The sequence below is a fragment of the Streptomyces sp. NPDC090108 genome (assembly GCF_044747185.1).
Lineage (GTDB): Bacteria > Actinomycetota > Actinomycetes > Streptomycetales > Streptomycetaceae > Streptomyces.
In genome coordinates, this window is the sequence record NZ_JBIVDQ010000011.1 from 57,083 (window position 1) to 69,017 (window position 11,935).

An 11,935-nucleotide genomic window follows, 5' to 3' on the forward strand; every position below is an offset into this window, starting at 1 on the left:
GGGAACCCCGCCGTGCCGGGATACTGAGCCGGTGGACGCCACCATGGCCGAGTACGAAGCCGCCGCCGAACAGCTGACGCGACGGGTGTACCTCGGCCTGCGCGAGGGCCGGCTCGACCCCCAGGACGCCGTCGCTCTCGCCTGCGCGCTGCTCGATCAGTTCCACTGCACCGACGCCGTCCTGGAGGTCGTCGAACGGAACCCGGCCGAGGTGCCGCCCGCGGAGATGGCGGCCTTGGCCCGGCGGCTGCTGGACGACGCGGGCTTCGATCCCGGCTTCGACCTCGCCCCCGAGCGTCTGGAGACGCTGCGGGCCGCGCTGCGGATCGTGGCCCGCGACCTGCCGACGCGCGGGATCGAGGGCGAACCGGAGATCGAGCTTCTGGAGGACTGGTTCCCGGTGGGAGCCGGTGTCCGCCTCGCCGACGGTGAAAGGCTGAACTGGGGCGGGCCCATCGCGCCGGGCATGTGCGACGACCCGGTCACGGCGCTGACCGGCCTGGCGGTCCTCATCCAGGAGAGCCTGCTCGAACGGACCTGGCAGGTCTGGCCGGTGTGCCCCCGGCACGACCTCGGCGTCCACGGCGCGGAGCGGGAACGCGAGGCCGTGTGGTGGTGCGCGGGCGACGGCGGCCACACGCTCGCACCGGTCGGTGGACTGGCGCGCGTTCTCGGCCGCCGCCGTTCCCGGTAGGCGGCTTCGGCCGGTCCTGCTCTGTCACTTCGGGCCGTAGAACAGGCGCAGGAAGTCCTCCATCGCCGCGTCGACGCCCTCACGGTCACCGGTGGCGAGCAGGTCGAGCAGCAGACCGCGGACGGTGGCGAGACCGAGCCTGGCGCGGTTCCGGGCCACGGCCGGGTCCGCCCCGGCGGCGACCTCCGCGGCCACAAGAGGCTCCAGCCAGTCGTTCACGAACCCTTCGAGGAGCGGGGCCGCCTCGGGACGGCCTCGCAGCGCCTGTCCGTAGATCTCGAAGAAGAGCCGTTCCTGAGCGGCCAGCCGAGGGTCCGTCAGCTGCCGCCAGAGGAGACGCGCGGCATCGATGGAGGAGAGACCGGGCTCCAGCCGCAGCCGGGACAGCAGATCACGCCGGCGCTGCTCCGACGTCCGGACGATCTCGACGAGCAGCTGTTCCTTGGAGCCGAAGTAGTGGATCAGCATGCGGTGACTGACGCCGATGGCGGCGCCCAGGCCACGCAGACTCAGATCCGCGATGCCGTGCGCCGCGACGTGGTCCACGGCCGCGTTCACCAACTGGGCCCGCCGGTCACCGTCCTTGCCGTGCGCCGCCGCCCTGTCCGCAGAACCTGAGCCGGTCGTATCCACCACCTCGCGACTGTACCGATCGGTACATGCTCTGTGTACCGTGTGGTACATGAAGTCTGTCACCGTGTCGATCGACGTACCGCAGACTCCCGAGCAGGTCTACGGCTTCCTCAATGTCATCGCCCACCACCAGCGCTTCACCGACCACTACCTCACCGACTGGCGCTACAGCGGCCCCGGCCACGGCGTCGGAGCCTGCGCGACGGTCACAGCCGCGCTGGGCGGCGCGAAGACCGATGTCGCCATCGAGGTCGTCGAGGCCGACCCGCCGCGGCGCATCGTCGAACGGAACGTCAGCGCGGCCGGCCGGCGCCTGGCCCACGGCACCTACACCATCGAGCCGCTGGGCACCGGCGGGAGTCATGTGTCGTTCACGTACGCCTGGGTCCGCACCCCGCTCGCCGACCGCCTGCTGGCCGCCGTCGTCCGGGCCACGATACGACGTGCCAACCGGACGGTGATGCGACGCCTGGCGGACGAGTTGGCTCACCACGTGTCCGCTGCCGGAACCTGACATCCGGGCACGCCGGCTCGCCTTCCCGGCCCCCGACGGCGCCGCGCACGGATCTCTGAAGAGACGCGCGAGAGACGTGCGCCGCACCTACGTGCGCCGGATGTACGGGGGCGAACTGTCCGAGGCGCATCCCGAAGGCACCTCGCCCGGCTCCTCAGACCACCGGCGGCCCTGCCTCGACACGACGCAGCACCGGGGACAGGCGGTCGAGATCGGGGCCGGACTGGAGCTGCCGTTCGTCCCACCAGGTGGCGCCGGCGTCGTGCAGCGGACCGATCACGTCCCGGGCCTTGGCCGGGTCCGGGGGAGTGGCGCCGCCGAGCACGATCTCGAAGGGGTGCTCCGACTCGCCTGCACGATGTTTGCCCAGGTAGCCGATCAGCTCCCGTACCTCGGCCACATCCGGCACCACCCCGTGCCGGGCCGTCTCGAAGAGCGGTACGGCACCGTCCCATCGTGCCGCGCGTCGCATGGGCGCACGGCGTGGCCAGAACCCGCCGATCCACACCGGCGGACGCGGCTGCCGGACGGTGGCGGGGAGCAGCGCGACGTCGCGAACCTCGTAATGCCGGCCGTGGTGCTCGACGGCCTCGCCGGACCAGAAGCGCGTCAGGACTTCCAGTCCCTCGTCCAGGCGCTCGGCGAGTACCGGCGGTTCGGCTGTGTCGCCGAAGCTGAGGTACTCGTCCTCGACCGGACCGCCCAGACCTGCCGCGAAGACCACGCGGCCGCCGCTGAGCTGGTCCAGGGTGGCTACCTGCCGCGCGAGTTGCTGTGGGCGGTAACGGGGGACCGGCGTCAGCAGGGTGCCCAGCCGGATCCGGGACGTCGCGAGCGCGGCCGCGGTCAGAAGCATCCAGGGATCACCGAAGGGACGCCCCTGGTGTCTGCGGTGCAGCACGTGGTCCCAGACGAACAGCCCGTCCCAGCCCGCCTGTTCCGCGGCGACGGCCACCTTCGCGACGTTGCGTGGATCGGCGAAGTCGCCGAAGTTGGGAATGTTGACGGAGAAGCGCATCACAGCAGGATGCGCGGCCGGTCATGAGGAGGCAATCGGATTCCCGGCCGGACGGCACGCGCGCCGCCCCCGGCACGAGGCACCGCTGCGGGCCGGCCACCGCCGCCCAAGTCCCCTTCCGCGCAACCGCGGTGAACCGCCCGACCCACCTGGCGCGCGTACCCACCCCGACCCGCATACCCGCCCCGACCCGCGTACCCGCCCTGGCCCGCGTGCTCGCCCCGACCCGCGTACCCGACCCGGATGCGATGCCGCAGCCGAAGTCCGTGGCGGGCGCGGCCGTGCGCCGGGCATCATCCCCGTGTGATGGTGATGCAACCCGTGCTGGAGATATTCGCGGCCGACGGCTTCACGCTCTGGCCCGTCGGCGAGCAGGAGTCGTACGGCCACCTCGTCCTGGACGGGACGCTGACTCCGGCGGAGGTCGGCACGGCGGTCAGGCGGATCGCCGACTGCAACGACTTCGAGCCGGAGGTCGAGCACGGGCCCTGCCCGACCGACCCCCTCGGCGCGTTCCTGCACGGGCTCCTCACCATGCCCGACCTGTTCGCCGCGGGCGGCTTCCGGGTCACCGACAGCTCCACGGGCACCGTCTTCGTCGAACCGGGCTGCTGCAACGGCCTGGAGACCTGGCGGGACTGGCTGGAGGTGCTCGACGGCACCGGCTGCGCCTCCTTCGGCCACGACCCGTCCTCGAAGGCCGAACGCGTCGGCGAGACCGTCCGGCTGACTCTCGACGTCTACGGGAGCGCCGGTGGTCCGGTGACCGAACTTCCGGTGGACCAGGTCCGCACGCTCGTCAACGGCGCTCAGCAGGACTTGCGCGACTTCCTCGGACTGGCCGGGACCTGGGCCGTACGACACCTGCCGGCACACGCCTCCGCCGTCACCGCCGCCCTCGCACGGGCCCTGGACCTGAGGACCACGCCATGCCCAGCTTCCTGACCCACCGGGCACGCGTGCACGACACCTCCCTCCCTCCGCGCCACCGGCACAGCGCGCTGCGGACCTGCCTCACCCTCTTCGCGCCGTACGGGCTCCGGGCGACCTATCACCACCTCACACTCAGCGCCGCGATCCCCCGGAACCTGGAGGCGGATCCGGACGCGCTGGTACGGGCGGTGGAGGAGCTGCACGAAGCGCGAGTGCTGTGGCAGGCGCGGGCGGAGGAGTACGTGGCGCGGCGCAGGGCGGAGAAGCGGGCCGGGCGCCGGGCGGTGACCGATCCCCGGCCGTGGTGGCTGCGCGGCAGGTGGGAGGGCGCGGACCGCACCTGGGACGAGGACCCGTTCCGCCACCCGCCGCTGCGGCTGCCCGAGTACGTCAGGCGGCAGAACGCCCTTCTGGACGGCGCCGACCTCCCCGGCTGCCCGGCCTGCGGCGACGAGGGACCACCGGAGCCGAGGCCGACCGGACACGGCCGGGAAGAGCGGTGCCGTGGGTGCGCGTGGGTGGCGGTGCCCTGTCCGTGCGGGCAGCGGCACCGGTTCGTACCGGAGATCCCTTACGGCTGGAAGCAGATCTGGCGGCGTGCGCACATGGGCGACGACGGCCTGCCGAACCCGTACTGGCCTGTGAGCGAGGCGGCGGCCAGGACCACGTCGGCCTGAGTACGCCCGTGGGCGCCCGTTCCAGCCAGGGCTGAACCGGCTACGCGGTCCCCGCGCTGCCGGGAAGCAGCAGTACCGAGTCCGTGTGGACCGTGATCCGCACCGGCGTGAAGACGGTGGCATCCACCGGCGACTGGCCGGTACCCGGATTGCGGGCGAAACGCGGGTGGGCGCCGCCGCTGATCTGCCAGCGTATGCGGTGTCCGGCGGCGAAGCGGTGGGCGGTTGAGCTCATCGGCACGGTGATCCGCGAGGGCGCGTCGCCGGTCGTACGGACCCGGCCCAGCCCGTCGCACACGTTGACGGAGCGGCCTTCCGCGTCCACATCGCACAAGCGGCTGAAGACGTCGGCGTGTCCGGTGTCCGTGGAGATGCCCAGGCATGCGGAGACGGGGCCCAGGACGTCCAGGGACTCGGTCAGGGGCGGCCCGGTGAACGTCAGGACGTCGTCCCGGGCCTCCAGCGTGCCGTTGTCGCGCGGGCCGGCGGTGCGGGAGAGCAGCGGGCCGCCGAGCGACGGGGTGGGGTCGGCCGGGTCGTAGCGGAACGTCGTCAGCGGTGCGTTGCCCGTCGGGCTCTGCTGGACCAGATGCCCGCCAGGGGCCGGGTACCACGAGGAGACAGCGGGGCCCGGCGGCCAGTCGTCGAGGTCCCGCCAGACGTCCGCGCCGCCGACGTGCACGCGTACCGCGGTGGGACGCAGGCCGGAGGAGTCGGCGTGCAGGTGGGCGCGCAGCCAGGCGAGACTCTCGGCGAACACCTCGGGCCATCCCCGCTGCAGGGCGGAGGTGTGGGTCCAGGGACCGACGAGCAGCGCGGTCTCGCAGCCTGCCCGACGCAGCCGGTCGTACTGCTCGAAGGTCTGGTCGGCCAGGGCGTCGTGCCATCCGGTGATCAGCGCCGTGGGCACGCGGAGGCCCTCCGCCGCTTCCGCCGCCGATGCGCCGCTCCAGTAGGCGTCCCCGGCCTCCGGATGTGTCATCACGTCGTCCAGCCACGGCACTTCGGCTCCGAGGGCGGGCACGTGGGCCCCGCGCAGGGGTTGTGCCATGGTGGCGTCGCGCAGGCGGCGCTGCAGGCGCACCGTCGCCTTCAGGAACGGTGCCATGCCCTGGTGCTGGTAGGTCATGCCCGCGCCGACGGCGAGGAGATTCTCCAGGCGCAGCGCGCCGTTCGCGTGGAACAGGGCGTGGGGGTCGTGCAACCCCACCTGGACCACCATGGCCCTGAGCTCCGGCGGCGGGTCCAGGGCGAGGGCCCACTGCGCGTAACCCAGATAGCTGGGGCCCACGGTCCCCAGGCGCCCGTCGAACCAGGGCTGTTCGCGCAGCCACGACACCGTGGCCCGGGCGTCGGCTGTCTCGTTGCGCCACAGGTCGAACGAGCCGCCCGAACCGCCGGTGCCGCGACAGCTCTGCAGGACCACATGGAAGCCCTGTTCGGCGAAGAGCAGCCCGTACTGGGGAGACCACGGCAGGCCGCGGCCATAGGGGGAGCGGACCAGGAGGGTGGGGAAGTCGCCCGCCGCGCGCGGGAAGTAGTGGTCCGTGACGAGCGGGCTTCCGTCGGCGGCCGGCACCACCAGACCCGGTTCCCACCCGACCTCGTACAGCTTCCCCGGGAGGCCCTTCCAGAGCGCCCGCATCATCCGTGAGGACAACGGCGGCTTTCCGGCGGGTGGGGCCCAGGCCCGCTCGGCCGCGGCGTCGGGCATGCGTGATGGCATCGTTCCGCTCCTCTATTCGCGTACGGTGTACGAGAATAGAGGGTGCTTGGATGGGCTTGGCAAGTGCCGCCTCGACGAACAGGGAAGAAACGCGAGACCGTGTCCAGCGACGGAAAGCCCGGTGCCGACGGCTCCGGTCCCGGCCCCGAACAACTCTGGCTGCCCCCCACCGAGCCCCGCAGGGGCCGCAGGCCCTCCTTCAGCCGGGAGACGATCACCGCGGCAGCCGTCGGCCTCGCGGACGCGGAAGGGCTCGAAGCGGTCACCATGCGACGGGTGGCCGCCGAGGTCGGAGCCGGCGTCATGTCCCTCTACAGCTACGCCCCCGACAAGGACACCCTGCTGGAACTGATGGTCGACCACGTCAGCGGTGAACTGGCATCCCCCGCATCGCCCAGTGGCGACTGGCGCACCGATCTCAAGAACATCGCCCACCTCCAGCGGGCCCACATGCTGCGCCACCCGTGGCTGCCCGCCGCCTTGTCCACGCACCGCGTCCCGGGCCCCAACACGCTGGCCTTCCTGGAACACGCGCTCGCCGTCCTCAGGCCCACCGGGCTCGACGGCGCCGCGAAGCTGGAGGTGTTCGCCCAGCTCACCGCGTTCGTGGCCGGACAGGTCGCCTACGAGATCACGCAGACCGCGGCCTCACGATCCCCGGACCGGGCCGCGGCCGAGGCCCGCTACCTCGCCGCTGTCGCCGCCGACGGCCGGCACCCGGAACTCGCCGAAGCCCTCGCCGCCGCCGGACGCCCCGTCGACCCCGAGGCCACCTTCACCCGGTTCCTCAACCGTCTTGTCGACGGCCTCGACACCGACTGATCCTCGAAACGGTGCCCCTGCGCCGGAGCAGGGCGTGCGTGAGCCGCCGGCCTCACCGGACTGCCGGCTGTCGACCCCATGATCGGCGGGTAGCGGTCCCCGGCCGGTGCGCGTCGGGGGCGTGGGCGCTCGCCGGTAGGCTGCGGTGGTGCGTACGGTCGAGGTGCTGTTGGACGAGACGTCGGAGCTGGCGGTCCGGGAGGCCTGGCGGCGGCTCGCGGAGGCGGGGCTCCCCAGTCAGGCACGGCACCGCTCACCGACGAACAGCCCCCACCTCACCCTGGCCGCCTGCCCGGAGCTCACCGCCCCGATCCGCTGGGAGCTCGCCGGAGTGGCGGCCGCCCTGCCGCTGCCGGTGCGGTTCACCGGCGTGGTCCGCTTCGAGCGGCCGACCTCGGTCCTGGCCTGGGCACTGGAACTCGACTCCGCGCTGGCGGACCTGCACCGCCGGGCGTGGGAGGCGGTCTCCTCAGACAGCCCGCCAGGCACCCTGAACCCCCTCCACGAGCCCGGCCGCTGGAGCCCGCACGTCACCCTCGGCCGCACCCGCCGCCCAGGCACCTTCACCGGCCGACGAATCCCCGAACTCCTCCCGGCGCCGCCACTGTCGGTCCACCTCACCACCCTGCGCAGCTACGACACGGACACCGGCACCCTGGAGATCCTGGGCCCCCGGCCCTGAGGCACTCTGGTTGCCGTTGCCGTTGCCGTTGCCGACGCTGTCGGCGCCCGATCGACGCACCTCGAAATGGCCGGCTCAGCGGCCCGGCGGCTCACGTCCTCGGCCGGTGGTGGACCGGGCACACGGCCCCCCTCGCGCCCGTCGTGGCGGACGGCGCGTTCGCCGCCGGCCCGACGACGTCCTGCGGCTGCGGCCATTCCCCGGCCGCGCTGCGGGAGTTCCGCGCGTTGATGGTGGAGCTGTCCTCCCACTTCGACGAGAAGCGGCCCGGGTTCTTCGCCGTCAACGTGCCCGCAGAGCGACTGGGCGTCGAGGACAGGCGAGAGGAGGACTGGTGAGAGCCGTTCCCGCTTTCACTCCTCGGCAACGCCACCACGGACAAGGAGCTTGCGGCCCTGGCGGGATTCGATCCGCAGTGCGAGGACTGGCGTCGGCCCTTCCTGGTCTACCTGATGGGGCCGGGTGTCGGCGATGAGAGCACCTTCGAGGCTGAGCACGCGGACGAACCCGAGGTGGCGGCCATCCTCGGTTTCAGGCCGACCCATGCCGTCAATGTCAGCGCCGGCTGCAACCGGGATATCGACCATGTGACCATGGCCCTGCTGACCGCCGCTGTCATGGACGTCATCGGATGCGTGGCCCAAGCCGAACTGCTGGACGGACAGGCGCCGGTCGTTGCCGGCCTTCCGGGGGTGTCGGGGATCGCGGACGACGACTGGATGGCACTGGGAACGGCGGAGTTCCTGCGGGCCTGGGTCGGCCACCCCGCCTTCCGGCTGGTCAAGTAGTCCAGACAGATCCTCGGCTGCGGTGGTGCTGCGACTGGAACGTTCGCCAGGTTGCCTGATCGTGCGACGAGGGAGGGTCGGCCGCCCCAGCGGATGCCTTCCTCGCTCCGGATGCGGGCGTGTCCCTTGTCCGGGAAGCGGTCCATGACCTGCTCGATTCGGTCCAGCTTCGCCTCTCGGTCGGGGTCCGGGGACTCCTTCCAGGTCGTGGCGCGCTGGAAGGTGACGCCGCGGCGGACGAGCAGAGACCGTATGCCTCGCGGCCGCCGTGTACGCCAACTGTCTGTCGGCGGCCGTAAGTGACGACGCACTGGGCGCAGGCTCGCAACAGGTGCCGAGCTCTCGGCCCGACAGCACCTCCCTGCTGTCAACCAGGCCGTCCACACCGGGCTGAGTTACCCGTCCCGGCCCGGGGAGTCGCGTGCGAGGTTCAGGGCATCGGGGCTTTCGACCTGCGAGCGATCCACCTGCACCCGGCGAGTACCGCTCGAACCAGCCTGCTCTGTCGACCGCCGGCCAGGCCTCCGAAGGCTCTGCTGCCCGACACTACAATTCCAGCACATGACGTCCCCCGAGCGCGGCGCTTCCGAGTCGTCCCGTCAGGAGCACCCCGCCGGACCCGGTGCTCCCGAGGGTGACGACGAGCTGATCGACAGGCTGCGTACCCGCGCATGGAATCCGGGCCTGCGCTTCGACACCGCGCGGGTCCCGCGGGCGTGGATCGAGGAGCGCTTCGGTACGGCGCATCTGCAAGGTATGCGCAGCCGGACAGTCGCTCACGGCAGCGACGGGCGGATCTCGCTCGAGTCGCAGACGGAGGAAGTGGCGGCCTACTTCGCCGACGCTCCCCGCGGCCCGCTGTTCTCGCCGATCACGCCCTCCGAAGTCGAGGCCGCGGAGTACATCGTGGGCCGACCGCTGCCGACGCTCCTCCGACGTGTCTACACCGAGGTCGGCGACGGCGGCTTCGGGCCCGACGGCGGGCTGGCCTCCGTCACCGAGGGGCGGCGTGCGCCCGGGAGCCTGATCGACTGGCCCTGTTCCGTCCGAATGCACGCACGCAACCGGGCAGAAGGACTGCCTCCGTCGTGGCTGTACCTGACCTCCGGTGGCTGCACCATGCAGTGGCATCTTTCGTTGCTCGCAGCCGACAACCCCGTGCTGCTCTACGACACGGACGGCTGGGAACCGAGCTGGGGTGAAAACCCCCACGACGGCCTGCGCCATGCGACCCCGTCTTTGCGACAGTGGCTGCGGACCTGGGCCGACGGCGGCAACGTCTGGGCCCAGGCCCTCAGCACACCGTAACGGGGCTGCACGTCACCCCTGCCGCCGCTCATCTCGGCAGCGCGCCCAGGCCGGAACGGGAACTGTGGGCGCGGGCTGATGCCGCCCATGTCACCCCGGACCACGGTCGAGGCGGCGCCCTTCAGGAGTCGACGAACAATGCGCACGTCCACACGCTTGCGACCATCCGCTCACAGGGTGCCCCGCGATTGAGGTCTGTGTGCGCTGCCTGGGGTTTGGCTGGTGGGTGATTCAGCGAGCTGTCAGAACAGATCGACGAGAAGATTGCAGGCGTCGCAACTCGCGCCATCCGTATCGTTGAGTAAGGGGCGCGCTGTCGATGTCCTTCGGCTTCCTCAGGGGTGCGCTGACCTGGTCGGGACTCGTTGGCCAGACCGCGGCACCCGTCGTCGACCTCGGCCTTCACCGCCGGGTGCATCCGGAACCGCTCGGCAATGCCCTCGGTGCGGACCGCCGTCTGGTCGTGCATCCGGCCAGGCCGTACGGCACCGGACCACAGAGTGCGCCCCTGATGGTCGCTGATCGTGGTGGTCTTGATCGTGTTCTGCTTGTGCTTGCCGGAGACGAACGCCCGCCGTCCCGGAGAGTGGGCCTTCGGGCGGCGGACCTGGGTCTCGGTCCCGTCGATGCGCAACGTGATGGTCTCGGCCTCGGCGTAGGCGAACACGTCGTCCAGCGTGCGCAGCCAGATGCCGGGTCGGTCGGGCACGGCGAACCCACGCGCCGCCGGCAGCGGACGGATCTCCCAGATCGCCCGCCCGATGGTGGAAGAGCCCACCTCGTAGATCACACCGAGCGCCTCATGAGTCAGCCCAGTCCGCAGGTGAACAAGCGTCACCAGGACCCGGCCGGTGAAGACCAGCTCGTACTTCGGCCCGGCACCGGCCTGCCGCCTCCGGACCCCGTGCCGACGCTGCTGCCGCCCTGACTCGCACCGTGCGTCCCAGCGCGGCGCGAGCTCAGCGATCAACTCGCCGAGATGCTGGGCCGAAAGCCCGCAGAACGCACGGTGGGACATGACGGCACGAGCCTTCTTGATCTGCACACCCCAAGAACCCACACGGGCGTCGTCATGTCACGGCAGCGTCCAGTGGATCGCTCCTGTCTACCCTTACCCGTATGACGATCGACTGGATAGTGGAAGCCCAACGCGTGGCCCATGGGCGACGCGTTGACGAGTTCAGCTGTCCGTCCTCGGGACAGGACTCCTCCCCGGCGCCGCTGTCCGAAGCACAGGTCTGCGAGGCGGAGGCGGAACTGGGCATTGTCTTTCCCGTCGAGTACCGGGAGTACTTGCTCCGACAGAGCGCTGGCGGCGCGATGAACCGCCTACGCCGAACCGCGGCAGGCTGGGGCTGGCAGGGAGACTCAAGCACCAACTACGACCTGCTCACCATTGCCTTCCCACACCCTGACTCCTACCGCGCTTACGAAGATGAGCTTGACGCACGCGAGCCGCTGGAAGAGAACTTCCCGGACTACGACGCCTACCAGCAGGCATGGAAGCAGTGGGACGCGGAGTACGAGGTGTTCCAGGAGCGCAAGACGTCCGGCGCCGTGTTCATCCGGGACAACGGCTGTGGCTTCTCGGATCAGGTACACATTCCGTGAGGACGATCACCGAGTTAGGAAGCCGTCACCAGACGTGGGCGACAGCGTTCAACCAGTCCAGCCCTCGCTGTTCGAGTACGACTCATAGGAGTAGCGGGTGTCGCGGCCCCACTCCTCGCCGGTGATGCGCTCGTATGCACGATCCGGTGTGTAGAGCAGGCTCTCGGCCCAGATGTGGTTGGTGGCGTAAGGGGCGAAGGATGCAGGGTCCTGGATGACGCTGTCGAATACGGTTCGGCCGGCGGCGACGACCGCAGCGCGCGTATAGAGGAAGGCGTCTCCGGACAGGCCTTGTCCGTACTCCTTGCGGTCCAACTGGTAGAGCACCCATGACAGTTGCTCGGCGAAGCCGATGACCAGCGACAACGGGGACTGGGCAAGTCGCTCGGCCACTGTGGCTGCAAGGAATTCGGCGTCAGGGTCAGGTCCCGGGGGCCTGCACTCTTCGATGAGCTGCCAGAAAGTGTCTTCGTTCATGCTGGTGAGCATGACGTAGAGGTCTGACACTTGTGGCTTCCGGTCACCTGTT

Annotated in this window: 15 protein-coding genes; 10 read left to right on the forward strand and 5 right to left on the reverse strand. The window is 70.9% G+C overall.

The window, feature by feature from the left end; genetic code table 11:
• Positions 1 to 31: 31 nt before the first annotated feature.
• Positions 32 to 694 carry a hypothetical protein gene (locus ACIPRD_RS31225; protein ID WP_401567913.1) on the forward strand — a complete coding sequence of 221 codons (663 nt, stop codon included), beginning with the start codon at positions 32 to 34 and terminating at the stop codon, positions 692 to 694.
• Positions 695 to 718: 24 nt separating this feature from the next.
• On the opposite strand, the gene ACIPRD_RS31230 is transcribed toward ACIPRD_RS31225, so the two are convergent.
• Complete coding sequence (locus ACIPRD_RS31230; protein ID WP_401567915.1) at positions 719 to 1,330, reverse strand: TetR/AcrR family transcriptional regulator; 612 nt, start codon at positions 1,328 to 1,330, stop codon at positions 719 to 721.
• Between the two features lie 46 nt (positions 1,331 to 1,376).
• On the opposite strand from ACIPRD_RS31230, the gene ACIPRD_RS31235 reads away from it, so the two are divergent.
• Positions 1,377 to 1,841, forward strand: a complete 465-nt coding sequence (locus ACIPRD_RS31235; protein ID WP_401567918.1) for an SRPBCC family protein — start codon at positions 1,377 to 1,379, stop codon at positions 1,839 to 1,841.
• A 154-nt stretch (positions 1,842 to 1,995) separates the two neighbouring features.
• On the opposite strand, the gene ACIPRD_RS31240 is transcribed toward ACIPRD_RS31235, so the two are convergent.
• Entirely contained in the window at positions 1,996 to 2,859 is an 864-nt protein-coding gene (locus ACIPRD_RS31240) for an LLM class flavin-dependent oxidoreductase (protein WP_401567921.1), read from the reverse strand.
• Between the two features lie 306 nt (positions 2,860 to 3,165).
• Here ACIPRD_RS31240 and ACIPRD_RS31245 point away from each other — a divergent pair, with 306 nt between their 5' ends.
• Together ACIPRD_RS31245 and ACIPRD_RS31250 are read left to right on the forward strand one after the other, a co-directional pair.
• Positions 3,166 to 3,804, forward strand: a complete 639-nt coding sequence (locus ACIPRD_RS31245; protein ID WP_401567924.1) for a hypothetical protein — start codon at positions 3,166 to 3,168, stop codon at positions 3,802 to 3,804.
• On the forward strand, positions 3,789 to 4,469 hold the full coding sequence (locus ACIPRD_RS31250; RefSeq protein ID WP_401567925.1) for a hypothetical protein: 681 nt from the start codon (positions 3,789 to 3,791) through the stop codon (positions 4,467 to 4,469). Before ACIPRD_RS31245 ends, ACIPRD_RS31250 begins: the two co-directional genes overlap by 16 nt.
• A gap of 40 nt (positions 4,470 to 4,509) precedes the next feature.
• Here ACIPRD_RS31250 and ACIPRD_RS31255 read toward each other — a convergent pair whose 3' ends face one another.
• Complete coding sequence (locus ACIPRD_RS31255) at positions 4,510 to 6,117, reverse strand: CocE/NonD family hydrolase (RefSeq protein ID WP_401568050.1); 1,608 nt, start codon at positions 6,115 to 6,117, stop codon at positions 4,510 to 4,512.
• 177 nt (positions 6,118 to 6,294) lie between these two features.
• On the opposite strand from ACIPRD_RS31255, the gene ACIPRD_RS31260 reads away from it, so the two are divergent.
• From ACIPRD_RS31260 to ACIPRD_RS31280, 5 genes are all read left to right on the forward strand, one after another.
• Positions 6,295 to 7,017 carry a TetR/AcrR family transcriptional regulator gene (locus ACIPRD_RS31260; protein ID WP_401567928.1) on the forward strand — a complete coding sequence of 241 codons (723 nt, stop codon included), beginning with the start codon at positions 6,295 to 6,297 and terminating at the stop codon, positions 7,015 to 7,017.
• Between the two features lie 148 nt (positions 7,018 to 7,165).
• Positions 7,166 to 7,699, forward strand: coding sequence for a 2'-5' RNA ligase family protein (locus ACIPRD_RS31265; RefSeq protein ID WP_401567931.1), 534 nt, complete (start codon positions 7,166 to 7,168; stop codon positions 7,697 to 7,699).
• 143 nt (positions 7,700 to 7,842) lie between these two features.
• Complete coding sequence (locus ACIPRD_RS31270; RefSeq protein ID WP_401567933.1) at positions 7,843 to 8,037, forward strand: hypothetical protein; 195 nt, start codon at positions 7,843 to 7,845, stop codon at positions 8,035 to 8,037.
• Positions 8,038 to 8,151: 114 nt separating this feature from the next.
• Entirely contained in the window at positions 8,152 to 8,487 is a 336-nt protein-coding gene (locus tag ACIPRD_RS31275) for a DUF6368 family protein (RefSeq protein ID WP_401567935.1), read from the forward strand.
• A 561-nt stretch (positions 8,488 to 9,048) separates the two neighbouring features.
• On the forward strand, positions 9,049 to 9,795 hold the full coding sequence (locus ACIPRD_RS31280) for a hypothetical protein (RefSeq protein ID WP_356410792.1): 747 nt from the start codon (positions 9,049 to 9,051) through the stop codon (positions 9,793 to 9,795).
• A gap of 121 nt (positions 9,796 to 9,916) precedes the next feature.
• Here ACIPRD_RS31280 and ACIPRD_RS31285 read toward each other — a convergent pair whose 3' ends face one another.
• A complete protein-coding gene (locus ACIPRD_RS31285; RefSeq protein WP_401567938.1) occupies positions 9,917 to 10,840 on the reverse strand; it encodes a transposase family protein in 924 nt (307 codons plus the stop codon).
• 74 nt (positions 10,841 to 10,914) lie between these two features.
• On the opposite strand from ACIPRD_RS31285, the gene ACIPRD_RS31290 reads away from it, so the two are divergent.
• Entirely contained in the window at positions 10,915 to 11,406 is a 492-nt protein-coding gene (locus ACIPRD_RS31290) for an SMI1/KNR4 family protein (RefSeq protein WP_401567941.1), read from the forward strand.
• 48 nt (positions 11,407 to 11,454) lie between these two features.
• On the opposite strand, the gene ACIPRD_RS31295 is transcribed toward ACIPRD_RS31290, so the two are convergent.
• Positions 11,455 to 11,883 (reverse strand): DUF4240 domain-containing protein, encoded by a 429-nt coding sequence (locus ACIPRD_RS31295; protein WP_401567944.1) that lies wholly within the window; start codon positions 11,881 to 11,883, stop codon positions 11,455 to 11,457.
• Positions 11,884 to 11,935: the final 52 nt, after the last annotated feature.

What these genes read in the sequence shown, in the direction of transcription:
- ACIPRD_RS31235 (WP_401567918.1), top strand. Translation starts at nt 1,377, where the DNA reads ATGAAGTCTGTCACCGTGTCGATCGACGTACCGCAGACTCCCGAGCAG.
- ACIPRD_RS31240 (WP_401567921.1), bottom strand. Translation starts at nt 2,859, where the DNA reads ATGCGCTTCTCCGTCAACATTCCCAACTTCGGCGACTTCGCCGATCCA.
- ACIPRD_RS31245 (WP_401567924.1), top strand. Translation starts at nt 3,166, where the DNA reads ATGGTGATGCAACCCGTGCTGGAGATATTCGCGGCCGACGGCTTCACG.
- ACIPRD_RS31250 (WP_401567925.1), top strand. Translation starts at nt 3,789, where the DNA reads ATGCCCAGCTTCCTGACCCACCGGGCACGCGTGCACGACACCTCCCTC.
- ACIPRD_RS31255 (WP_401568050.1), bottom strand. Translation starts at nt 6,117, where the DNA reads ATGATGCGGGCGCTCTGGAAGGGCCTCCCGGGGAAGCTGTACGAGGTC.
- ACIPRD_RS31275 (WP_401567935.1), top strand. Translation starts at nt 8,152, where the DNA reads ATGGGGCCGGGTGTCGGCGATGAGAGCACCTTCGAGGCTGAGCACGCG.
- ACIPRD_RS31280 (WP_356410792.1), top strand. Translation starts at nt 9,049, where the DNA reads ATGACGTCCCCCGAGCGCGGCGCTTCCGAGTCGTCCCGTCAGGAGCAC.
- ACIPRD_RS31290 (WP_401567941.1), top strand. Translation starts at nt 10,915, where the DNA reads ATGACGATCGACTGGATAGTGGAAGCCCAACGCGTGGCCCATGGGCGA.
- ACIPRD_RS31295 (WP_401567944.1), bottom strand. Translation starts at nt 11,883, where the DNA reads ATGAACGAAGACACTTTCTGGCAGCTCATCGAAGAGTGCAGGCCCCCG.